General features: G+C 47.8%; 18 protein-coding genes. 11 read left to right on the forward strand and 7 right to left on the reverse strand.

The annotated features are described in order from the left end of the window. Positions 1 to 12: 12 nt before the first annotated feature. From tssB to tssH, 6 genes are all read right to left on the reverse strand, one after another. A complete protein-coding gene (gene tssB, locus HHI26_RS18150; protein ID WP_133844503.1) occupies positions 13 to 546 on the reverse strand; it encodes a type VI secretion system contractile sheath small subunit in 534 nt (177 codons plus the stop codon). 121 nt (positions 547 to 667) lie between these two features. After that, a complete protein-coding gene (locus tag HHI26_RS18155; RefSeq protein ID WP_241008309.1) occupies positions 668 to 1,261 on the reverse strand; it encodes a fimbrial protein in 594 nt (197 codons plus the stop codon). Then, positions 1,249 to 3,876 carry a fimbria/pilus outer membrane usher protein gene (locus HHI26_RS18160; protein ID WP_241008310.1) on the reverse strand — a complete coding sequence of 876 codons (2,628 nt, stop codon included), beginning with the start codon at positions 3,874 to 3,876 and terminating at the stop codon, positions 1,249 to 1,251. Before HHI26_RS18160 ends, HHI26_RS18155 begins: the two co-directional genes overlap by 13 nt. 46 nt (positions 3,877 to 3,922) lie before the next feature. Then, positions 3,923 to 4,672 carry a fimbria/pilus periplasmic chaperone gene (locus HHI26_RS18165; protein WP_133844501.1) on the reverse strand — a complete coding sequence of 250 codons (750 nt, stop codon included), beginning with the start codon at positions 4,670 to 4,672 and terminating at the stop codon, positions 3,923 to 3,925. A gap of 148 nt (positions 4,673 to 4,820) precedes the next feature. Then, the gene (locus HHI26_RS18170) at positions 4,821 to 5,381 is read right to left on the reverse strand and encodes a fimbrial protein (RefSeq protein ID WP_133844499.1); all 561 of its coding nucleotides are present in this window, start codon (positions 5,379 to 5,381) and stop codon (positions 4,821 to 4,823) included. A gap of 41 nt (positions 5,382 to 5,422) precedes the next feature. Then, positions 5,423 to 8,128: a type VI secretion system ATPase TssH gene (gene tssH / locus HHI26_RS18175; protein ID WP_133844912.1), complete on the reverse strand. Its 2,706-nt coding sequence runs from the start codon at positions 8,126 to 8,128 to the stop codon at positions 5,423 to 5,425. A 334-nt stretch (positions 8,129 to 8,462) separates the two neighbouring features. Between tssH and tssF the strand changes: the two genes are divergently transcribed. The 6 genes from tssF to HHI26_RS18205 all read left to right on the forward strand — a co-directional run bounded on the left by tssF (position 8,463) and on the right by HHI26_RS18205 (position 15,455). Further along, a complete protein-coding gene (tssF, locus tag HHI26_RS18180) occupies positions 8,463 to 10,352 on the forward strand; it encodes a type VI secretion system baseplate subunit TssF (protein WP_171149471.1) in 1,890 nt (629 codons plus the stop codon). Positions 10,353 to 10,354: 2 nt separating this feature from the next. Continuing rightward, positions 10,355 to 11,380, forward strand: a complete 1,026-nt coding sequence (tssG, locus tag HHI26_RS18185; protein WP_133844495.1) for a type VI secretion system baseplate subunit TssG — start codon at positions 10,355 to 10,357, stop codon at positions 11,378 to 11,380. 72 nt (positions 11,381 to 11,452) lie between these two features. Beyond that, entirely contained in the window at positions 11,453 to 12,520 is a 1,068-nt protein-coding gene (locus HHI26_RS18190; protein ID WP_133844492.1) for a type VI secretion system ImpA family N-terminal domain-containing protein, read from the forward strand. Beyond that, entirely contained in the window at positions 12,521 to 13,522 is a 1,002-nt protein-coding gene (locus HHI26_RS18195) for a fimbrial protein (protein ID WP_159337700.1), read from the forward strand. Between the two features lie 32 nt (positions 13,523 to 13,554). Then, positions 13,555 to 14,901 carry a GlcNAc-transferase family protein gene (locus HHI26_RS18200; protein ID WP_171149472.1) on the forward strand — a complete coding sequence of 449 codons (1,347 nt, stop codon included), beginning with the start codon at positions 13,555 to 13,557 and terminating at the stop codon, positions 14,899 to 14,901. Between the two features lie 77 nt (positions 14,902 to 14,978). After that, positions 14,979 to 15,455 carry a DcrB-related protein gene (locus HHI26_RS18205; RefSeq protein WP_133844486.1) on the forward strand — a complete coding sequence of 159 codons (477 nt, stop codon included), beginning with the start codon at positions 14,979 to 14,981 and terminating at the stop codon, positions 15,453 to 15,455. 112 nt (positions 15,456 to 15,567) lie between these two features. On the opposite strand, the gene HHI26_RS18210 is transcribed toward HHI26_RS18205, so the two are convergent. After that, entirely contained in the window at positions 15,568 to 16,164 is a 597-nt protein-coding gene (locus HHI26_RS18210) for a LuxR C-terminal-related transcriptional regulator (RefSeq protein ID WP_159337706.1), read from the reverse strand. 319 nt (positions 16,165 to 16,483) lie between these two features. Here HHI26_RS18210 and HHI26_RS18215 point away from each other — a divergent pair, with 319 nt between their 5' ends. The 5 genes from HHI26_RS18215 to kdpD all read left to right on the forward strand — a co-directional run bounded on the left by HHI26_RS18215 (position 16,484) and on the right by kdpD (position 24,825). Then, positions 16,484 to 17,401 (forward strand): DMT family transporter, encoded by a 918-nt coding sequence (locus tag HHI26_RS18215; protein ID WP_171149473.1) that lies wholly within the window; start codon positions 16,484 to 16,486, stop codon positions 17,399 to 17,401. Between the two features lie 294 nt (positions 17,402 to 17,695). Continuing rightward, a complete protein-coding gene (gene kdpA / locus HHI26_RS18225; RefSeq protein WP_159337708.1) occupies positions 17,696 to 19,381 on the forward strand; it encodes a potassium-transporting ATPase subunit KdpA in 1,686 nt (561 codons plus the stop codon). A 16-nt stretch (positions 19,382 to 19,397) separates the two neighbouring features. Then, a complete protein-coding gene (kdpB, locus tag HHI26_RS18230; protein WP_159337710.1) occupies positions 19,398 to 21,446 on the forward strand; it encodes a potassium-transporting ATPase subunit KdpB in 2,049 nt (682 codons plus the stop codon). Between the two features lie 10 nt (positions 21,447 to 21,456). Next, on the forward strand, positions 21,457 to 22,029 hold the full coding sequence (gene kdpC, locus HHI26_RS18235) for a potassium-transporting ATPase subunit KdpC (RefSeq protein ID WP_133844473.1): 573 nt from the start codon (positions 21,457 to 21,459) through the stop codon (positions 22,027 to 22,029). Positions 22,030 to 22,143: 114 nt separating this feature from the next. Next, positions 22,144 to 24,825 carry a two-component system sensor histidine kinase KdpD gene (kdpD, locus tag HHI26_RS18240; protein WP_133844470.1) on the forward strand — a complete coding sequence of 894 codons (2,682 nt, stop codon included), beginning with the start codon at positions 22,144 to 22,146 and terminating at the stop codon, positions 24,823 to 24,825. Positions 24,826 to 24,849 lie beyond the last annotated feature (24 nt).

Below are 24,849 nucleotides of genomic sequence, written 5' to 3' on the forward strand. Positions count from 1 at the left end.
CCTCTACAATAATCAGTCGTTCTCAGAAGCATTGGTATCTGGCGGGGTCGGTCTTGCTTCACTGGCCAGTGTATTGAGTAATGCTTTATCCTTCAGCACTTGAGTGACCAGGCTCTCAGCCCCTGCTTTACCATCCATGTAAGTTTGTAAGTTAGCCAGTTGTGTTCTTGCTTCAAGTAACTGAGATAAAGAATCAACTTTTGTTGCAATAGCATCGGGTGAAAAGTCGTGAATGCTTTCGAAGGTCATATCAATCATTAACATGCCTTCTCCGGTTAACGTATTAGGTACAGCAAATGCAACCCGAGGCTTCATTGCTTTCATTCGTTCATCGAAGTTATCAATGTCAATACTAAGAAACTTTCGGTCAACAACCGCGGGAAGTGGTTCTAAAGGTGTTCCAGATAAATCAGCCAGCACGCCCATCACAAAAGGCAGCTCGATTTTTTTTTCACTTCCGTAAATTTCAACATCATATTCGATCTGGACTCTAGGTGCCCGGTTTCTGGCAATGAACTTCTGCGCACTGCTCTTATTGATCGCCATTACTACTCCTTTTTAATAAGTTCCATGAGCATATAGATTAATATCGAGAGTGATATTTATCTATAATTTATCTGGTTGTAAAGTTGTTTTTTTTGGACGCTGTTTGGTGTCATTAACGTTTTTATTTATAAAAAAGCTCTATTCCCGCCGTAGTTTTTACTAAACCGGGAGTCACACCTTTTTTACCACTTGAATAATAGTTTGCAATATAGTCATGCGTTACCATATCGCCTGATTCAGAAATAAAGTAGTTCTGTGCGCTGACCTGGTCATCAATGCTAATTTGTGTTCCGTCTTCTTTTCGGAGTCTTATTTGTGTGTTTTTGCTATATCCATCACCTAATGTATTTAATAAGTTTCCAGTTAATGGGTCTGCTTGTGATGTATTACTGACGAACTTTAAAATTATATTTCTATTCGTCGGGCAGTTTTTTAGACCAATATCAAATGCGCCACTGCCGGCTTCACTTCCTGGTACTTTAAGGCTTTGAGTCGATATTACTGGTAATTCAACAATGTCCGTGTTTTCTTTGCCATTGATCACAATTTCGCATGTTTCATCATTGTATATTCCAGTAAATGAAACATCGACTGTGCAGTTCTTACAGTCTTGAGCAGCTACAATATTTGGGCTAACTGTTACTATAACCACTAACAGCATTCCTGAATATAGGATTTTACTCAAAAATGGGTGGGAGTTATTTAAATTATGCATTTTACCTCCATGGTAACTATCTGATTATTACCTTTGTCGGATGGCGCAATCCATTTCTTGTTAGGAAGAATACGGCACACACTTCGGCCTTCATCCCATTTAGCATTAAGTGTATTTATCGTTGGATCCCAGCCGCGAATAAATGCCATTCCACTTTGCCCAATAATTCCCTGGCTTACGCCATTCTCATTGAACAATTCGGTTCCTATCGGAAGGTAACTGTTATCAGAATGCTTTACTATAAGTATGTAAGGCGTGCCAACAATTGTCTTCATATTAACCAAAATGGCTGAGCCCGCTCTTGGTACAACCGTGCTTTCACTTTCTAGCACATCAACCGTGGCTGGAAGTCCTCTGGTATCGATAGAGACTGTGTTTTCCCGATATGCGGTTAATGAAGGCATGATGGCATATCCATTTGAGTCAACTTTAGAACCATAGCCGTTTAGTATTTTAGCCCCCCTTCCTCCTGGGGCGTTGATGATAGCAAAAGGAGAATCACCTATAGGCGGGCCCGCCGTAATGCCGCCCTGATGACCGATCACACTCCCGTTAGCAGAGAAAGAAACCTGATTGGTTGATTTATTATCAGCCGATGCTGTCAGGCCGAGGTTTCCTACAGGAGAACGATAGAAAGCATTACCAGAGACTGTTTCCTTAGTCCCTTCGTTATGATTTTTCGTCGTTGTTGTTCCAATCCCATAGTTCAGCTCATTCATTTCACCCTGGCTACCATTGGCATTGACCTGCAGAGAGGATCCTCCACCCTCATCATGCGTCAGAGTGGTATATATTGAGTTAAATACTGGCTGGCTGCTGATACTCTGGCCAAGTGGTATGTTGAAAGACAACATATACGTGTTCTCATTTCTACGGTTACTATTCATCGTTCGCATACCCGTAAGTGAGTAAGAAAAGTATCTTTCAGACTTATTATAGGTAAGGGAGTATTGTCTGGTTCCGGGCCTATTGTCCCAGTATTGATACATGCTGCCAGTGAAGTTTAGATAAGCATCATTCCATAAACGCTGGCCAATAGTCAGTGTCAGGCGTTGTTTAGCCCGATAATCTGATTCTTGGTTAGTGCTATGAGCATACCGCTCAAGGCTTGCTTCTCTAAACGTATAATATCCTGCCGTTGAGTACTTATACGCAGCAAGAGTGAGATCTGTATTTGTTGTTTCTAAATATCGACTAAAACCCACTCTAAAACTATTACCAGTTTTATTTTTATTTTCAGATAGTTGGCTTTTTGCGTGTGTGACATCCAGCGATAATCCACCAATCGGCGTGTTAAATGCGTTACCCAGAGCCATTGAATAGAAACGCTGCGCAAACTGTCCACCACCATAAAGTGTGTACATATTGCCCACACCGTACTGGTAGACACCCTGCATCACTTTCGGTTTCGTTCTTAATTTATCTTCTCTGAGCTCCCCTGCATTGACACTAAACAAAGATACACCCTGATGTAGTAACATAGGTGGTGCCGAGAAGGGAATGCTTTGACTTCTGACCCGACCATCGGCTTCTGTTACAGTCATCTCGAGGTCGCCACCATATCCCATTGCCCCAACATCAGTAAGCTCAAACGGTCCAGGTGGAACGACTGTTTGATATACTGTCTGCCCACGCTGTGTAATGGTGACTTTAGCATTTGTTTCTGCCACGCCTCTCAATACAGGAACATAGTTTCTTAATCCTTCCGGCAACATACGCTCATCTGATTGTAAGATAATGCCTCGAATATTATAACTATCGAAGATATCTCCTCTGGTATTACTATCACCAATCGTGAGGCTGCTTTGTAACCTAATGATGTCCGTTTGAGCAAAACCAAATAAATTCTGTGTGTGCGAACTCCCACGACTGGACATACCCAAGTTCAGGCGCTTTCTGAAGCGCCATCCTTTAGCATTAAATCCTGTCTGCATACCAATATTACCCGTGTATACAATGTTATTACTCCTGGTTCCGTACTTTGAGCCAGTATAACTGCGATACATATTTGCATTGTAATCAAGAAAAATAGCGGGAACGCCAGCATCCCATGTACTGGGATCAATATAACCTCGTGGGCGATAAATAATATTTATCTGAGGTACGGTGATATTTAACTCATAATCTCCGGCATTATAATGCACCGAACTATCTTCAATGATACTTTTTAATGTGAAACTGGCATCCTTTAGTTTTTCATCAGTTTGTAGATGCAGCTTGTTTTCTGAGTTCAGTTTTATCCCAAGGTTTTTTAGATCCTGAAGTGTAAAATACGGCTGAGAGTTGGGATTGTCTTTGGAATTTTTAAAGGTGACGTCATATTTTATACGGTGAGTTTTGTTAACCACTATGAAAATACTATAAACACCAGGTTCAATTCTGTTACCTTCACTGAAACGTGAAACGTCCACCTCTGAACCGTGGATGAACATCGGGTTATAATCAACTTTTATTGGATCACTTTCGCCATTGGCTATTTTTGTCTCTCCGCCATCTTGTGCGACAGCAACTGAGCAAACCATGCCTGCGACTAGTTTACATGCACTGAAAATTCGAATGCTGATGATGTTAATTTTTTTCTGTGCTATGCCTCTTTTCGATATTAAATTGCTCAATTGGTAAGCTCCTTTTTCCAATGAGAATCTTTAGATGAAATGCTTTCTACTTCATACTTTCGAGCGTTAATTCTTCTCCTTTTGCCTTCAGTTTACCAATCACAGCTGCCCCGTAATCATTTAGTAAACTAAATTCGCCACCAGTAAGATTCGTAATTGCCGGTGAATTTTTAGAAAAAACAAACTCTGATGATGAAAATGGCGCGACCATTTCTGCATTCACTTTCACTTTTTGTACGCCAGAAAAGAGCGTCATGGTGTCAAAAGAATAGTAATAAGGAGTAGGGTTGTTGACCTTCACCTTTTTTTCTTGTTTTACTACCGTCCACTTCAGGTCTTTCGCTCCCAACTTACTCGTCGCTTTGTCCAAAGATTTAGGACGATAGAATATTTTTATTCTTGTTCTGAAAGCCAGTTCTAATCTGTCTTTCGCTGGACCTTTATAGACGGGGGGGATTTCCAGCATGTTTAACCAGAAAACAGATTCTCTGTCTGTTGGCAATACCATGTTGTTATAGATCAGTCGTAGGCTTTGTCCTTTACCTGGCTCTACGCGATACACCGGGGGAGTAATAATGAACGGTACCTTCATTGTGTTGACATCAGCATCAGAACGTCCATCATCAACCCAAACCTGAACTAAAGTAGGTTTATCTCCTTTATTCGTTGTTCTTACTGTGACTTCTTGTTCACCACCGGGGAAAATAACACGCGTCCCCGCGATGGTCATCGCTGCCATTGAGCTCGCTGACAATGTAATAGAAGTAACTGCCGCTATGAGTGTTTTATAGATCATTGCATTATCATCTTAATATGAAAAGGAGAGCATAAAGCAGTAGAGGAGCCAGATAACTGTTGCATTTCGTATTATCTGACTCACTCAATTCCTAATCCGTGATTAATGAATAATCACGGATTAATTACCCGCCAAGTATTCAGGGGTTTTATGGGTAACTCAGGGTATACAGGGCTGTAGCGGTAACAAGACCTGGGGTTGTTGCAGCAGTCGCATAATAACCACCATAATAGCGCATTGTTGCTGTTCCTCCTTCCTGAACATCAAATGATGCACCCGTATCACCCAGTAACAGCTGATTCTGCTCTGCATCAGAGTTATACAGACGGATTTGAACACCTGTTGCCGGTTTATCTTCGCCTACAGTCACTGCCTTATTTTCCAGGTTGCCTGTTTTTGAATCCACGCCAGTGCTGCCAATGGCTTCAAAGTGTGCTGCAACCTTTGTTATTTCAGTAGGGCAATCTTTAACCTTGATCTCAAAAACCTTACTACCTGCTGTGGCACCAGCAGTTGCGAGCGTTTTTATCGATAATGTTGGCAGGGGAACGATAATATCATCCATGCCATCTACAAGCTGACAGGTTTCAGTAATCAGTTTTCCGTTGAATGTCACTTTACCTTGGCCGACCCCTAGATCTTCAGCATAAGAGTAAGAAGCTGTGAGGCTAAGTGCCAGAACGGTTGCATAAATCTTCATCTTTTCCATGATATATAACCTCTATAATCCTAGTGATAATGTTTTTGTACTTAAACTATTGCGCTGCTTGCCCTTTTGACTTTTCCTTTTTGTGAAATCTCCTTTTCTGGGAATAGTATGGTTATTTCCTTATCCGCATTTATGCTTAAGTTGATATTTTTTCCATCAACACCATTTTCACTGCTGAGTATTTTACGTGCCATCTCTGGCATGATGTTTTGCTCAATAAAACGAATTAGCATACGTGCACCTGTTTCTGCGACAGGACACTGTTCTACAACGAACTTCACCAACTGATGATCATACTGAAGCGATGCATGATGTTGTTCATGTAAACGTTTTCCGATTCTATCCAAATGAACTCTTACAATATGCTCAAGTGTAGAATGTTGTAATGGTAAGTAGGGAACAACACTGACACGCCCTAAAAATGCCGCTGGGAATGTTTTTAATAGCTCTGGTTGTAATAATTTTCTTAAGCCATTTATGTCTGGGGCCGTATCAATATCCGCATAGACACTGCTGATCACTTCACTACCCGCATTACTCGTTAACAGTAAAATAGTATTTTTGAAATTTATGTGGCGCCCCTCACCATCCTCCATCCAGCCTTTATCAAAGACCTGGAAAAATAGCTCATGAACATCTGGATGCGCTTTCTCAATTTCATCCAGCAATATGACGCTGTAGGGTTTCCGGCGTACGGCTTCCGTTAAGACACCACCTTCACCGTATCCAACATAACCTGGAGGCGATCCCTTTAGCGAAGAAACGGTGTGGGCTTCTTGATATTCACTCATATTGATAGTGATAAGATTCTGCTCACCGCCATACAGTTGCTCAGCCAGTGCCAGTGCAGTTTCTGTCTTTCCTACACCAGATGGCCCCACAAGCATAAACACACCAATAGGTTTTCCGGGATCGGCTAAACCTGATCGGGAGGCCTGAATACTCTGGCTCACCAAATCTAAAGCATGAGGCTGGCCTGTCACTCTTTCCTCAAGACGTGATGGCAACTCCAGTACAGTCCGAATATCATCCTTCATCATCTGGCCGACGGGTATACCTGTCCAGTTAGCAACAATACTGGCTATGACTTCGGCGTTAACCTCAGCCTGGACCAGCGGATGTTCCTGTCGGCTCTTTTTGAGCTTTGTTTCCAGTGCGCCAAGTTTCTTCTGGGCTAGGCTGATCTCTTCTGATGATGATTCTTGTTGGATGAGTGTATTGAGCTCTTCTCGGGTTGCGACGATGTCAGCAACCAGTGTTCTTTCCTGCTCCCAACGTGAAGAAAGAACCTGTGCCTGCTCTTCGTATTGCGTAATATCTTGCTGTAACTCATCAATGCGCTGACGTTGCTCTTTACCGAACGCAAGTGCTTTCTCTGCGAGTGATAGCTCAGTTTGGGCTGTTTCTGCCTGGAAGTTTCTGAGCAGAAGCTCAGCTGGCGGTGCATATTGCATGACTGCAACACGTGCGCACGCCGTATCCAGTAAACTGATCGCTTTATCAGGCAACTGACGGGCAGGAATGTAACGATGAGAAAGTCGCACTGCGGCCTGTAGTGCTTCGTCCATTATCCAGACTTTATGGTGCTTTTCGAGCATAGGAACCAGACCACGTAACATTGAAGTAGCGGTGTCTTCATCAGGCTCCTCGACTTGCAATACCTGAAAACGTCGCGTTAACGCAGGGTCTTTCTCAATGTGACGTTTAAATTCACTCCAGGTGGTTGCACCAATCGTACGAAGCTGGCCACGGGCAAGAGCGGGCTTAAGCAAGTTGGCTGCATCGCCAGTTCCTGCATTGCCTCCTGCACCAATAAGCGTATGGACTTCATCAATAAAGAGAATAACGGGTTGGGGTGATCCAATGGCTTCATCTAGCACGGATTTCAGGCGTGCTTCAAACTCGCCTTTCATACTGGCACCCGCAGAGAGAGCAACGATATCCAGAGATAACAGGCGTACTTGAGAAAGCGAAGGTGGAACTTTACCAGCAACAATCGCCTGGGCTAATCCTTCCACTACTGCTGTCTTACCTACGCCAGCTTCACCGGTTAATAGCGGGTTATTTTGGCGTCTGCGCAGCAGTATATCGACCATGGTATTGATCTCATGGTCTCTGCCCAGCACGGGATCAATTTTCCCCTCACGTGCTAATGCAGTAAGATCTGTGGAGTATTGCCTTAGAGACGCTGAGTTTTCATTTGTATTGATAGCATTGCTGGCCTGACCCGGCAGATCGCTATCATGTTGTACATCATCTTCTGACTCATTTGCTTCAGTAGATGAACGCGTAATGTAGTTAAAATCTTTAGTTAATACATCAAGTTGAACATTGTCGAATACTGGAGAGATCGCGGATAATACACGCCGCAATTCCATCGTCGTCAGCATCGCAATCAATAGGTGACCGCTTCTGATACGACTGGCGTAGCATTCCAGACTTGCATAAATCCATGCACGCTCAATGGCGAGCTCAATGTGATATGAAAAATCAGAAATAGTACTGGCACCTGTAGGTAATCTGATGATTGCTTCAGAAAGATTCCGCTCCAGGGTAGCAGCATCAAGTTCAAAATGCCTGAAAATACTTTTCAGATCACTGTCTTCTTGCTGCCATAACTGGTTGAGCCAATGGGTTATTTCGACATATGGATTGCCGCGAAGTTTACAATAAGTTGTCGCACTTTCAATGCTTTTAAACAACGAATTGTTAAGTTTTCCAAATAAGTTTTTTCTTGTGATAGCCACTAATTCATCCCTTAATCCTAATGAAGAAGAAGCTGATAAAATTAACTTCATCTGTTTCTCAATAGTACTAAATTTCAATATGGCAACTGAAGATAAACTTCTTGTCTGAATTTGATTTAGGAATATGAATCGGTCAATATTCCTAAAGTCATTTTTTGGACAATTTTTGTGGTTTTGTTTTTCTTTTTTTATGTTATGTTCTTTCGTCTATATAGATGAAGTAGAACCTTGAAAATATAAAAAGGGTCGATTTCCATCATTAGTGGAAAATAGCTAGCGAAAAATCATTATTCGCTAATAAGAGTGGCTGATACAAATCTAGTGAGAAATGTCAGTGGAGCATAAATTTCTTGATTATTATAATCAGGAACTTACGTTTATGAAAGAAATGTCACGTGAGTTTGCTGAGAAACATCCTAAAATTGCTGGCCGCCTGGGAATGCATGGCATAGATGTTGCTGATCCTTATGTTGAAAGACTTATTGAGGCATTTTGTTTTCTTTCCGCCCGAACTCAAATAAAACTGGATGCTGAATTCCCTAAATTTACTCAAAGGTTATTGGATGTTGTCTATCCAAATTATAACTCTCCTACTCCTTCAATCGGTGTTGTGCAATTACAGCCTAATCTGAAAGAAGGTGATTTGATGCAGGGGTATTTAGTTCCCCAAAATAGCACTTTTCATACCAGGATTTTACCGGGCGAGGCTACCCGTTGTGAGTTTCGCAACGGACAGGATCTCACACTTTGGCCGGTTGAAATTATTGACGCACGCCTGACCTCTATTCCTCCTGATCTCCCCAATCTGGAGCGATATCGCATATCTAATTCCCGACTCAAAGGTGCGTTACGCATCAAGCTAAAATTACAGGGTGATATCGTATTCTCACAGCTAGAAGGTCTCGACCAGTTACCTTTTTATATTGATGGTGATGAAAGGATCGTCTCACATATTTTTGAACTATTACATACCAGCCATGTGGCTATGGTTGTGCGCGCAGGTGATGCATCAGGTGAGACTAAGGTAGAAGATGTCGTTGTCAGTGAAAAACCACTTACCTTCGAGGGGCTAAAACCGGAACAAAGCGTTTTGCCGCTTTCATGGAACATGTTCCACGGCCATAACCTCATCCAGGAGTATTTCTCCTGTCGTCAGCGATTTTATTTTTTCACGTTAAATCATCTGGCAAATAGTCTGAAAAAAAATAACTCCAATGAGGCTGAACTCATTATTTTACTTGACCGATTGCCACAAGATTTAATCGGCCATATTGACGCATCCCGGTTTCTTCTGCACTGCACCCCGGTTATCAATCTTTTTCCTAAGTTAGTTGATAGAATCGAAGTTAACAGGGCACTGAATAGTTTCCATGTTGTTCCTGACCGGAGCAGGCCTTTAGACTATGAAGTTTTCTCAGTAAATCGGCTATTGGGGCAGAAAGCTGAAAGCAGTGATGAGGTTGTTTTTAAACCCCTGTACCATACCCGACATTCTGATGATGGAAACTTTGGGCGCTATTTTTCTATTCGTAGAGAAGCCAGAGTCAAGGATAGAAATACCCGAAAATATGATACTCGGATCCCCTATGTGAGCACTGAAGTATTCGTTTCACTGGTCGATCAGAATGAGGCGCCTTTTAGCGATGATATCAGGTATCTGTCTATTGATGCGATGGTGACTAATCGGGATCTTCCTCGCCTTATCAAGGCAAGTGGTAGCTTCGATCTGACAATGCCAGGTTCAGTTCCTGTTCATGGTGCAACGTTTGTCTGCCAACCCAGTACTCCGCGTGCGGCATTTGCCTTGGGAGAAGCATCATGGCGGTTAATTCGTCAACTAAGTTTTAATTACCTTCCACTCTCGGATATGGACCATGGGTTAGGTGGGGAATCGCTGCGTAATATGCTTAGCCTCTTCCTCAATGGTGCGGATCAGGAGTCGATCGCTCAGGTTAACAGTCTTGTGGGATGCAAAAGTGAACCTGTCATTCGGCGTATTCCAGGAGATGGCCTGCTGGTTTACGGTCGGGGAGTTCGCTGTACCTTAACGGTAGATGAAGAGGGATTTTCGGGCATTAGTCCATACTTATTTGGCCTTATCATGGAAAACTATCTGGCTCGCCATGCTGCGATAAATATTTTTACTGAGACAGAATTACACTCAATGCAGAGAGGGCTTATTGCACGCTGGGGAGCGCGGCCTGGAAGGCGTGGAGCACTTTGAATATGAAAGACAATTCGCATATTCAACCAACAGCCTCCGAGCTAGACACGTGGTTCAAGCAGGATGAACCCTGGAATGCGGGCTACATTAGCTTAATGCGTGCAATAGCGGCAAAGACGACTGATATGCCACCGATTGGCAGGGCTAAACTTCCTGTGCAGGAGGCTTTCCGGGTCGGGCAGTGTGCTTATATGGCTTTTGCTCCGCGTGAAATATCGGCTATTTCAATGGAGAACGGCAAGGTTAACCTTGAGCTATTTGGTTTAGGAATATGGGGCCCTCAGGGGGCGATGCCGCTGCATTTTTCTGAGTTGGCCTATTCTCGATCAGAAGCTTACGATAATACGCTGATTGATTTTGTTAATATATTTCATCATCGCGCATTATCGTTGCTGTATCGTGCGTGGTTTTTATCGCAGGATACGGCCTCTCTTGACCGTAAATATGATGAGAGATTTTCATTTTATATCGGAAGCCTAATCGGTATTGATGCACAAGAACTTGAACATTCTCACTTACCGCCACACGCTCGATTAGCATCATCTTCTCACCTGATTCGTGAATCCCGTAACCCGGAAGGGATCATTGGCGCTTTACATTATTATTTTCAGGTACCTGTGCGAATGGAGGAGTTTGCAGAACAGTGGATACGTCTGGATAAGTGCGATCAAACTATTTTAGGCGATGATGCCTGTGCGATGCTGCTTGGCGACGGGGCTATTCTAGGCAATACCGTGAGAGATTGTCAGCACAAGTTCAAACTCATTTTAGGCCCTCTAACCCTTAAAGAATATATGCAGTTCAGTCCCTGGGGAGATGATCTTCCAGTCTTGCAGGAGTGGGTAAAAAACTTTGTTGGGTATGAGTATGCATGGGATATACAGCTGGTTTTGGCTGCAGAAGAGGTTCCTCATGCAACGCTAAATGGTACACATCAGCTTGGCTATGCGACCTGGCTCGAAAGACTGAATAACATAGAACCGGTTTCTGGCATGAGCTTTGAACCGGAAATTTATTGCCACAGCTAGATGGTCTGTGGTTTTTATCTCGTGTATGCCGGGGATGGGCATATATGCCAGAGGTTAATTAGGAGGGAGCCTGTGTCTGATACTATCATCACTGAACTAAGTCAATTTTATAGTGGATTTTTGCAGCCTGTTTCGGATGAATTTCCATGTGGCGACAGTCTTGAGTATGATTCAGCCTTTATTCTTCTCCTGTCTAAAATTCAACCGAAACAGGGTGCTGAATACGGTAATTTTGTTGAACAGGCAGAACCTGTAAATTGGTCAGAGGTTCAGCGCGAGTGTGCTGCCTTGATGCAGAAAAGCAAAGATGTACGTTTGTTTATTATTATGATCCGCTGTCGCTTAAGGCAAATCGGTTTACTGGCGGTAGAGGAAGGAATCACAGCCTTAAAAGCCCTCATCGAAATTTATCCTGAACAGTATTACCCCTTATTGCTTGATGAAGGTGACTTTGAGCCCGTCATGCGGGCCAATGCATTTTCAGAAATGGATGATGCTTCGGGGTTAATTACAGACTTAAGAAATCACAAATTGCCTAAAGCGGCGGGCCAGGTTATTTCCTTAAAGGATTTTGAGAAATCATTCGCCACTCCTCGTGAACCGGATGCGCTTCCCGAAGCGATGATCTCTGCAATGTTAGAGGAGTGGCATCAACAGGCTGATAAAGAGATTATCTCTTTGAACTGTGCAATGAAATCTTTGCTGGCAATCCGGCACTCCTTGAGGGACAGCCTCGGTGAAGAGGCTCCCGAGTTGCCGGTTATCACCCATCTCCTCACTCTTTTTCCACAATCGTCATCTGTTGTTGAAGCGGATTTATCTGAACCTGAAAGCGATGAAACCCATCTTGAATCAGTGCAGGACGATGCCAGCACCACACCACGTGAAGTGCAAAAAGGTGCATTGCAGTCTGCAAAGTGCTCTGTTTCAACAGCGAAAATTAACCATAAGATAGAAAATCGCCAGGATGCTTTAGCACAGTTAATTGAGATTAGATCGTGGTTTACGCGTATGGAGCCAAGTAGTCCAGTGATCTTATTACTGGAACTAACAGAAAGCATGGTTGGAAAACGTTTCACTGAGCTAATGAAAATCCTTCCATCAGAACTCATTAATAAAATTGACAGCGAGAACACATAAATGAAATTTTTTGGAGTGAAAATTTTAATGGCATGTTGTGCGTTAGTCAGTACCGCTTTGCAGGCTGAATGTACCCTCGACACAACCGGGGAATCAGATAGGGGCCCCCCCGTTACGTTTATTCTCCCTGCGCAGGTTTTGAGTATCAGTGCCGATAAGCCCGTCGATACCGCCATGCCATTCGCTACGATCACTTCCCCCCTGGCGGGACACGCTGTGACCTATATCAACTGTACGCCTGGCATCTCTTATGGAGGAATGCCTTACGGTCTTCCTACTCCGGATGGAAATAATATGTACTCTACCAATATTCCTGGTGTGAGTATGAAAATTCGGTGGGATAATGGCACTGTTAAAAAAGACATCCCTTATGCCGGTAATCTCCCTATGCAGTTAAGTCGCATAGTCTATTTTGCTAATTCTTATTTCGTAGTTGAGTTTTTTAAAACGGCAGAAGTGATTCGTTTGATGCCTAATAAAGAAAATGTTGTCTTTGATGGCGGTGATTCCGCCTATAATTATGTTGGTGTCAATGCAATGTCGAATTATGCACAAAAACTTAATATAGGAAAAATTACACTCAATAGTACACCGGCCTGTACTTTTGAGAGCACAAAAAACATCGATTTTAATACTGTCACACCAGCCCTGGCGGATTCAGGGGTTGAACGTCCCCTCGACTTTGAAATGAACTGCAGGACTGACTATGGAAGCTATTCTGTCTTTGCTTCAATCATTGCGGACGCCCGTACCCCTGATGGTAAATATATTACTGTCACCGATGCCGGAGGATATACGGATCGTCTGAGAATTCAAATAAGAGATAATGAAGGAGCCAGTATTGCCGTGGATGGTTCAAGTTTGAGAAAAGTAACAAGCAACGATAAAGTCCCTGCGCAGTTTAAATGGACGGCGACATTAGCGTCACCTGGCAAGACAAGTAAAAGACCCACCGGTGGTAAATTTGATGCCAGAGCTGAGATTGTATTACAAGTAAATTAACACATATTTAATATTTAAGATGAGGGTATAAAATGGATAATGTACCTTGTGTTTTTGTTAGCATCGCGAGCTATCGCGATTCAGAACTTATTCCTACTTTAATGGATATGATTTCTCAGTCTGTCAGCCCACAGTCCCTACATATCAGTATTTGCTGGCAGTGTGATGAAGACATCTCTATTTTTCTCGATAAAGGAATGCAGCTTACCCAGCAGCGACTTCATCATGGCTTTCAACTCTATCTCTTCAGCTATCGAGGCGCGGTGATCCATGTGATAAGCGTTCATTATTACCAGAGCCAGGGTGCCTGTTGGGCCAGACATATTGCAGAAACACTTTATAATAAGGAAGAATACTTCCTGCAGATTGACTCCCACTGTCGTTTTATATCCGGCTGGGATAGCCAAATGGTTGAGGTATTGAATTATTTAACTGTTTTGAGTCCTAAACCTATTCTCACATGTTATCCACCGTCCTATCAACCGGATAATTTAGAGGATAGAAAAAACGATCTGACTCGATTAATGTTCAGAGGGTTTTCTCAGGAGAAAATTTTACAGCTGAGCCCTTATGTGATGACTGACGATGTTACGTACCCGGTCAGAGGAAGTTATCTTGCTGGAGGATTTATTTTTTCATTAGGGAGCTTTGTTACAGAAGTTCCTAATGATCCTCAGATATTTTTTGAGGGTGAAGAAATAGCCATGGCAGTCAGGGCATTTACTCATGGCTATGACATTTTTCATCCTCAAAAAGTATTGCTATGGCATTTTTACGGCAGAAAAGACCATGTGAAAGTCTGGACAGATCATGGCAATGAGGCAAAAACTAAAGGCAGCATTGATCAAGCTTGGTGGGAAAGAGACGCTATATCTAAAAACAGAGTAAAAACCTTACTCGGCCATAAGGCCACTGAGCAGTGTGATCATGGCATTTACTGTCTTGGTAAGCAACGTAGCCTGAGTGATTTCGAGAGAACGGCAGGAGTGGATTTTTCTCGCTGTCTGGTTCATCCGGATGTCATTGGAGATGAGCATAAAGCTTATTTCGCCAACGGGGAATTGATCGAAGGGCTTTGGCGTTCATTGCTTGTCGGTGTCAATAAAAGAACGGTTAACTTTGACTCATCCAGAATAACCACGTTAGGAAAAGATGCTCTTTACTGGTATGTCGGTGTCTATACGGAAGATAACACGCTGCTCGAACAGCATACTCTCTATAACGCTGAAATAAATGAGAGAATTTCAAATTCGGAAGATGGCAGTTTTTCACTATCGCTTGATTTTACTTCGGAAGAAAGTTTAAACCCTCATTCTGTTCGTATTAGTCCATTCATCGACAAAGCAGGGTGGGGTGAAGTCATCGAGGAAAAATGGTAGCGGCTTTTTCTTTTTTAACAAAAAAATCACAGCTTTATTAAGTTGTAATATTTTCTATTTAACAAGCGAGTTATCAAATGATTACTTATGAAGTATTAGAGGGCGATTTCCTCACTGATATCCCTGTTGTCGATGTTACTGTTAATGTAATGCGTTTTCGCGATCCTGAAAATTACGAATATAATATCATTATTAACCGGGTTATGATGGCAGAAGGCCAAACGGTGGTGACTTTTTGCGAGAAGCAGATGAAAACAATGCAAAATACCCTTCCTGGCTTTAAGAGTGAAGGAAAACAACTCGAACATAAAATTGGGCCTGCAAAACTCCCCGTCGTTCAGGTCGCTCATCGTTATCTTGAAAATGGCAATTTTGTCCGTCAAGTCCAGTCTTATACGCAACTGCCTAAGCATCCAGACTACAATCCTGGAAATAATATGTTGATGATTTTTACTCTTGTCGCCGATCAGGATTTCACTGATTTTCAGCGTAAGCATTATGTTCAAATTATGAATTCATTTACACCTAAAACTAAACCACTAGGAAATAAATAACGTTTACCAAATGTTTTACTTCCATTTGAATCCTTGATTTTTCTTTACTGAGGAGGTCCGTGATAAAATCGACCTCCTCTTAATGATTCATTCGAATATTCAATGTTGTACGTTATATACATAACGTTTTTCTTTCATTTCGTCGACAGGTTACAATAAATTTTGCATAATTATAAAAGTCAGTTTTTTTATTGAATTTCATCTTCCTTGATGCGTTTCTAAAATGAACGTTAATCGTTCTCTCAGAACGATTTATCTGTCTTGATATATTCCTTATGTTATTCCCCCTGCCTAGTAATAGCATTATTTTAGTTTCGGTTAGAGACAGTTGCTCATGTTTTTTTAATCCTGTTATTCTGTAAAAATCATCATTTATGAAGTCATTGCTATCCATGCTTGCGATGAAAATTATTTTTTCAATTATCCTTTTTATATCAGTTATTTTTTTATTTTTACAAGCAAAAGGAATGTGCAAAGTTGATTTTTCTTTGCTGATGTGTGGTTCATCCAATTTTTTTGTGTTTTTGAATAAATTTATACTTATAGATGAATCTCTGAGTGTAATATTAGTTATCTCGCTCTTCTCTGTGCTATCATCATCAGTAATAAATCCAAAGTCGCTTAATGCACTTTCTAGTGCTGATTGTTGAAGCAACGACTCCAATCCTTTTTTATAGAAAAAATTTTCACTTTCAATTAAAATTTTCATAATATCTGACTGTCCATGTCGTGAGTTGGTTATTTTCTTTATCATATCCTTAAAGACAAAATACATTTTGTCATTCTATGTTAATTCCGTTTATTTGGAGTTTTCTTCTGTTTTTATTGTGTTGGCGATGTTTTTTATGGAAGCATACAATTTCTCTTTCTGAACTGTCTCTATTGAATCATGCTATTTCTTATCGGTCCTCGAGGGGTAATCACCAGTAGACAGGTTGCTTTTTTTTTCTGCTGCAGTCTATAAAGAGGATTAACCACAGTCGGCGTGTGACCGTTCAGTGTCAATAATCAGTCTTCAGGAGCGTGTTGTGAAGCAAGGGGATATCGGTCGTTTAATGTTACTCGCGGCGATTTGGGGAGCCAGTTTTTTATTTATGCGCGTAGCCACTCCCTATTTTGGTTCGCTGAATACCGCGTTTTTACGCGTGGTGTTTGGCTGTGTTGGCCTGATAGCGCTGTTGCTGGTACTACGGACCCATATCGCCTTTCATGGTAAAGCGTTGCCGGCGATGTTACTGGGGGTGATCAACTCGGCTGTGCCTTTTGTGATGTATTGCCTGGCGGCAAAATGGCTGCCAGCGGGCTATTCGGCGATCCTGAATGCCACTACACCGCTGATGGGTGTGCTTATTGGGGGTCTTTGTTTCAGTGAAACCTTTACGCTGAGAAAAATCGTTGGGGTGGTACTGGGCCTGGTGGGAATTGTACTGCTGACCACTACCGGCAGCCTGGCCCTGACACATGAGGTGCTGCTGGGCATTGCCGCGTGTCTGGTGGCGACGGCTTGTTACGCCAGCGCCGGGTTTCTGACTAAAAAGTGGATTGGCGATCGCGGTGGTCTGGATGCCCGGCTGGTCGCGCTGGGCAGCCAGATTGGCGCCAGTATCTTTCTTCTTCCGGTGTTTATCGGTTCGCTGATCATCCAGCCTGTAGTGCAGTGGAACCATCCAGGCGTATGGCTTTGTGTGCTGGCGCTGGGGCTGATCTGTACTGCCTGGGCTTATATTTTGTTCTTTCGTCTGATTGCTGATATTGGCCCGCTAAGAACGCTGACGGTGACTTTCCTCATCCCGCCGTTTGGCATTCTGTGGGGTTATCTGTTCCTTGGAGAAACCCTCTCAAAAGGATTTATCGCCGGAGGATTGGTGATCATCGTCGCGGTATGGCTGGTCGCGGGGGGTATCACGCCAAAACCAAAGATTAAAGACGTGGTGATAAAACCCTGACGGAGCATGACTTCAAAGATGAACAGCTACGTTATTTAGTCATTATCAGCGCGACAGGGCAATGCCCTGTCGCCATCATCATCGATTCCCCTGTTTTCACGCCCATTTTTATACTTTCTTTACACCCCAGCCCTGCATTTTTACATCAACTTTGCACGCTACTCGCAACAATAGCGTTACTGAAAAACGCCTTTGGAGGTGTGTTGTGAGCGTCGCTGTCACTACTGGCATTGTGCTGGTCTGTTTGCTGCTGGGCTACCTGGTGTATGCCCTAATCCATGCGGAGGAATTCTAATGGCCGCACCTGCTTTTTTACTGATTGCCAGTTACATGGTGTTGCTGATGCTGTTGGCCCGTCCGCTTGGGAAAGGGCTGGCACGTCTGGTGGATGACCGTCCGCTCCCCGGATTGGCTGGTGCGGAACGCATCCTGTGGCGTCTTAGTGGTGTGGCCTCGGAAGGCATGAGCTGGCAGCGTTACCTTTGGGCGATCCTGCTGTTCAACGCCTGCGGCTTACTGCTGCTGTTTGTCATGCTGGCGAACCAGGCCAGTCTGCCGTTGAACCCTCAGCAGCTACCGGACCTCAGCTGGCATCTGGCGCTCAACACCGCCGTTAGCTTTGTCACCAACACTAACTGGCAGGCGTATGCCGGGGAAAGCACCCTGAGCTATTTCAGCCAGATGGTCGGGCTGACTGTTCAGAACTTCCTCTCGGCTGCCACCGGGATCGCCGTGGCCTTCGCGCTGATGCGCGGATTTGCTCGGCGAGCATTGGGGGAGCTGGGTAATGCCTGGCGCGATATTACCCGCATTACGCTGTATGTCCTGCTGCCGCTGTCGCTATTGATGGCATTGTTCCTCGTCAGCCAGGGTGTGTTGCAAAATGTCGACAGCTATCTGAGCCTGACCACGCTGGAAGGTGTGAAGCAGACGCTGCCGATGGGGCCTGTCGCTTCGCAGGAAGCGATCAAAATGATTGGCACCAACGGCGGTGGTTTCTTCAACGCCAACTCTGCTCATCCGTTTGAAAACCCGACGGTATACAGCAATTTTGTCCAGATGCTGGCGATCTTCCTGATCCCGGCAGGGTTGTGCTTTGCCTTCGGTGAGGTGGTGCGCGATACCCGTCAGGGACATGTGCTGCTGTGGACGATGTCACTGATGTTTATCCTGGCGGTGGCGGTGGTGATGTGGGCCGAGCTCAATGGGAATCCACACTTCCTCACGCTCGGTGCTGACAGCGCTATCAATATGGAAGGCAAGGAGACGCGCTTTGGCATCCTCAATTCCAGCCTGTTTGCGGTGATTACCACTGCAGCCTCCTGTGGTGCCGTCAACGCCATGCACGATTCGTTTACCGCACTTGGCGGCATGGTGCCGATGTGGCTGATGCAAATCGGGGAAGTGGTCTTCGGCGGCGTGGGTGCCGGGCTGTACGGCATGCTGCTGTTTGTGATGCTGGCGGTCTTTATCGCCGGGCTGATGATCGGTCGTTCCCCGGAATATCTCGGCAAGAAAATCGACGTATGGGAAATGAAAATGACCGCACTGGCGATCCTGGTGACACCGAGCCTGGTGCTGCTGGGCACGGCGCTGGCGATGATGACTGAGGCCGGGCGCAGCGGCATGCTGAATCCCGGCATACATGGCTTCTCGGAAGTGCTGTATGCCGTCTCCTCGGCGGCCAATAACAACGGTAGCGCCTTTGCCGGGCTGAGTGCGAACACGCCGTTCTGGAATCTGCTGTTGGCGTTCTGCATGCTGGTGGGCCGCTTTGGCATCATTATTCCTGTACTGGCGATCGCCGGTTCTCTGGCGCTGAAAAAGGTTCAGCCCGCGGGCCAGGGCACGTTGCCGACTCACGGGGCGCTGTTTATTGCCCTGCTGGCAGGCACCGTGCTGCTGGTCGGCGCGCTGACCTTTATCCCGGCGCTGGCCTTAGGGCCGGTGGCGGAACATCTGCAAATGATCGGTCGTTAACGGGCGGAGAAGAGACATGAGTCGTAATCAACAGGCGCTATTTGATGGGGCGCTGATGCGTGTCGCGCTGCTCGATGCGTTGAAAAAACTGGACCCACGCATTCAGGTGCGCAACCCGGTGATGTTTGTGGTGTGGCTGGGCAGTGTGCTGACCACGCTGCTGGCCATCGCAATGGCTGCCGGTAAAACCCCGGGTGAAACAGGCTTTACTGCCGCTATCGCCGTCTGGCTGTGGTTTACCGTGTTGTTTGCCAATATGGCGGAAGCGCTGGCCGAAGGGCGCAGTAAAGCGCAGGCCAACAGCCTGAAAGGTATCACTAAAACCAGCTTTGCCAAAAAACTCGCAGAGCCTGAATACGGCGCCAGCCATCAGTCAGTGGCGGCTGATTCGTTGCGCAAAGGTGACTGGGTACTGGTGGAAGCGGGCGATATGATCCCCTGTGACGGGGAGGTGCTGGTGGGTGGCGCATCGGTGGATGAAAGCGCCATCACCGGCGAATCGGCCCCCGTCATCCGCGAATCTGGCGGTGACTTCTCATCCGTCACCGGCGGTACACGGATTCTCTCCGACTGGCTGGTGGTGCAGTGCAGCGTCAACCCGGGGGAAACATTCCTCGACCGGATGATTGCGATGGTGGAAGGGGCGAAACGGCGTAAAACCCCGAATGAGATTGCCCTGACTATTCTGCTGGTGGCGCTGACCATCGTGTTTGTGCTCGCCACCGCCACGCTCTGGCCGTTTACCGCCTGGGCAGGGACGCCAGTGAGCCTGACGGTGCTGGTGGCGCTGCTGGTATGTCTGATTCCCACCACTATCGGCGGTTTGCTGTCGGCGATTGGCGTGGCGGGCATGAGCCGTATGCTGGGGGCCAACGTGATCGCCACCAGTGGACGTGCGGTGGAAGCGGCGGGGGATGTTGATGTATTGCTGCTGGATAAAACCGGCACCATCACGCTGGGTAATCGCCAGGCAACGCAGTTCCTGCCTGCCGCGGGTATCAGTGAACAGCAGCTGGCCGATGCCGCACAGCTGGCCTCACTGGCCGATGAAACCCCGGAAGGGCGCAGTATTGTCGTGCTGGCGAAGCAGAAATTTAATCTGCGCGAACGCGACCTGAAAAGCCTGGATGCCACTTTTATTCCATTCTCGGCGCAGACGCGCATGAGCGGGGTCAACGTGCAGCAGCGCACGGTGCGTAAAGGTGCGGTCGATGCGGTGCGCCGCTATATCGACAGCAACGGCGGCCAGTTCCCGCCAGAGGTTAACGGCCTGGTGGAACAGGTGGCGCGTGCGGGCGGCACACCGCTGGTCGTCTGTGATGGTGTAACGGTACTGGGCGTGGTGGAGCTGAAGGACATTGTGAAGGGCGGCATTAAAGAGCGCTTCGCCGAGTTGCGAAAAATGGGCATTAAAACAGTGATGATCACCGGGGATAACCCGCTGACTGCCGCCGCGATCGCCGCCGAGGCTGGCGTGGATGATTTCCTGTCAGAAGCGACCCCCGAAGCCAAGCTGGCACTCATCCGTCAGTATCAGGCCGAAGGACGGCTGGTGGCGATGACCGGAGATGGCACCAACGATGCCCCGGCACTGGCGCAGGCTGATGTGGCGGTGGCCATGAACTCCGGTACCCAGGCGGCAAAAGAGGCGGGTAACATGGTCGATCTCGACTCCAACCCGACCAAACTGCTGGAAGTGGTGCATATCGGCAAACAGATGCTGATGACGCGCGGTTCCCTGACCACATTCAGTATCGCTAACGATGTGGCAAAGTATTTTGCCATTATCCCGGCCGCGTTTGCTGCCACGCTGCCGCAGCTCAATATGCTGAACGTGATGCAGTTGCACTCACCCAACTCCGCCATTCTGTCAGCGGTGATCTTCAACGCGCTGGTGATTGTGTTCCTGATCCCGCTGGCGTTGAAAGGGGTGAGCTATCGCCCGCTGAGTGCTGCCGCGCTACTGCGTCGTAATCTGTGGTTGTATGGTGTCGGCGGCCTGCTGGTGCCATTCGCTGGGATTAAACTGATTGATATGTTACTGACCCTTCTGGGCATGGCATAAGGAAAATATGATGAGCCAATTACGTCCTGCTCTGTTTTTACTGATATTACTGACGCTGGTCACCGGGCTGCTCTATCCTCTGTTAACCACCGGGCTGGCGCAGTGGTGGTTCCCGCAGCAGGCCAATGGTTCGCTGTTACGCCAGGAGGGTACCGTGCGCGGTTCGGCCCTGATCGGCCAGAATTTTACGCGTGCTGATTATTTCCAGGGGCGGCCATCGGCCACGGGTGATGCGGCGTATAATCCGCTGGCCTCTTCTGGCAGCAATCTGGCGGGCAGCAACCCTGCGCTGGACAAGGCGATTGTTGAACGCGTGGCGGCACTGCGTGCGGCGAACCCGCAGGCCAGCCATCAGGTGCCGGTGGATCTGGTCACTGCCAGCGGCAGCGGGCTGGACCCGCAGATTTCACCTGCGGCAGCGCACTGGCAGGCAGCACGCGTAGCGCAGGCACGCCAGCTTCCACTGGAAACGGTTGAACGGCTCATTGCCGATAATACGATGACGCCGCGCCCGGCGTTTATCGGGGAGCCGGGTGTGAATGTGCTGGCGCTGAACCTGGCACTGGATGCATTACAGCGTTAAACCCTGACGGGTCGGGTATGCCCACCACTACGGTGGTAAGGGCTCGCTCACCTGCGAAACTCGCGTAGGGGCGAGGCATGTCTCGCCCGTTGTTTTCCCTGTTTAAGGAATCGGATGAACGACGAACTCCAGCGCCCTGATCCGGATGCGCTGCTACGCCTGGCGGCAGAAAGCCATCGCGGTAAGCTGAAAATTTACTTTGGTGCCTGTGCTGGTGTGGGAAAAACGTGGGCGATGCTCCAGGAGGCCCGCCGTCTGCGTGCACAGGGGCTGGAGGTGCTGGTAGGCGTGGTGGAAACCCACAACCGCCCGGAAACGGCTGCGTTGCTGGCCGGGCTGACCCTGCTGCCGCGACGGGCCACCGGGCAGCATCGCCACCCCGAATTTGACCTTGATGCAGCGCTGGCCAGCCATCCGGCAGTGATTCTGATGGACGAACTGGCGCACAGTAACGCCCGTGGCTCACGCCACCCGAAACGCTGGCAGGACATTGAAGAGCTACTGGATGCCGGTATTGACGTGATCACCACGGTCAACGTTCAGCATCTGGAAAGCCTGAACGATGTGGTTGGCGGCGTGACCGGCATCCGCGTGCGCGAAACCGTGCCTGACCCGTTTTTCGATGCTGCTGACGATGTGGTGCTGGTGGACCTGCCGCCGGATGACCTGCGTCAGCGGTTGAAAGAGGGAAAAGTTTATATCGGTGAGGGCGCAGAACGCGCCATCGAAAACTTCTTCCGTAAAGGTAACTTGATCGCTCTGCGCGAGCTGGCGCTGCGGCGCACCGCCGATCGCGTCGATGACCAGATGCGTGCCTGGCGTGATACTCAGGGACGGGAAAAAGTCTGGCACACGCGTGATGCCATTCTGTTGTGCATTGGTGATAACAGTGGCAGTGAAAAGCTGGTGCGCAGTGCTGCCCGGTTAGCGGCCCGGCTCGACAGTGTCTGGCATGCTGTTTATGTCGAAACCCCACGTCTGCATCGCCTCTCTGAAGCGCGGCGGCGCGGCATTCTGCGGACGCTGCAACTGGCGCAGGAGCTCGGTGCGGAAACCGCCACGCTTTCAGACCCGAGCGAAGCCAGTGCGGTGCTGCGTTACGCTCGCGAGCACAACCTTGGCAAAATTATTATCGGCCGCCGTCCGACCCGCCGCTGGTGGCGCGAACGTTTTGCCGACCGTCTGGGCGAACTGGGGCCGGATCTCGATATTCTGATCGTCGCGCTGGATGACCCGCCGCCAGATGCCGTCAGTCCACTGGCTCCACGCGCAGGCGGAGGCGGCAATGAAGGAAAATGGCATGCACAACTGCGGGGTTGCGCCGCCGCGTTGTTACTCTGTGCGCTGGTGACCGTTGCCGGGCGCTGGCTGCTACCGGCGGTCGATTCGGTTAACCTGGTGATGGTTTACCTGCTGGCCGTGGTGATTGTCGCGCTGCGTTACGGGCGCTGGCCGTCGGTGGTGGCGACACTGCTGAACATTGTCGCCTTTGATTTAGTGTTTGTGGCACCCACTGGCACGATGGCGGTGTCGGACGTGCAGTACCTGGTCACCTTCGGCGTGATGCTGGCGGTCGGCGTGATCGTCGGTAATCTGACCGCCGGGGTGCGCTATCAGGCACGGGTGGCGCGCTATCGTGAACAGCGGGCGCACCATTTGTATGAAATGGCCAAAGCCCTTAGCCGGGCGCTCAGTCAGCGTGATATTGCCGCCACGCTCCAGCGCAGCGTAGAGAGCACCTTGCAGGCCCGCAGTGAGCTTTATCTGCCTGATGAACAGGGCGAGCTGGTCGCGGTGGGGGAAGCCCATCTCAGTGCCGTACCGGACCGGGCAATTGCCCGCTGGAGCTTTGATAAAGGCCAGCCCGCCGGGGCCGGAACCGATACGCTGCCCGGTGTTCCCTGGCAGATGCTGCCGCTGAAAAGCGGCAGTGAAACACTGGGCCTGTTGATCCTTGAACCTCTCAACCTGCGTCAGCTGATGATCCCCGAACAGCAGCGATTGGTCGAAACGTTCACCGTGCTGATCGCCAACGCCTTAGAACGTATGAATCTTAGCCAGCGTGAGGCGGTGTCCAGGCTGGCGGCCGAGCGCGAACAGCTGCGTAATGCGCTGTTATCTGCGCTCTCCCATGACCTGCGCACCCCGCTGACGGTGCTGTTTGGTCAGGCTGAAATTCTGACGCTCGACCTGGCTTCAGAGCACTCACCATATGCTCCGCAGGCCAGTGCCATGCGAGAGCAGACGTTGAACACCATCCGGCTGGTGAATAATCTGCTGGATATGGCGCGGTTGCAGTCCGGCGGCTTTCATCTGAAACGTGAGTGGATGGCACTGGATGAATTGGTCGGCAGCACGTTGCGCCAGCTCTCCGTACTGCTGGCCGGACGCAATATCGCGCTCGATCTGCCGCCGATGCTGCTGATGGATGTCGATGGTCCACTGATGGAGCGTGTGTTAAGCAATCTGCTGGAAAATGCACTGAAATATGCAGGTCCTGCGGCGAACATCGGCATACGTGCCACACAGTCGTCAGCGCAGCGGCTGATGCTCGAAGTGTGGGATGACGGCCCGGGCATTGCTGGTGGGCAGGAGCAGTTGATTTTCGAGAAGTTCTCCCGGGGCAACAAAGAGTCGGCCGTGCCGGGTGTCGGGCTGGGGCTGGCGATTTGTCAGGCGATAGTCACTTTGCATGATGGCACCATCCATGCGGAGAACCGGCCGCAGGGCGGTGCTCGTTTTATCATTACGCTGCCGCTTACTCCGCCGCCGGTGATTGAGGATTATGCGGAATAGATCGGGCCGGGCATGCCCGGCCCC

It is taken from the genome of Erwinia sp. JH02 (assembly GCF_013074405.1).
Classification (GTDB): Bacteria; Pseudomonadota; Gammaproteobacteria; order Enterobacterales; family Enterobacteriaceae; genus Erwinia; species Erwinia rhapontici.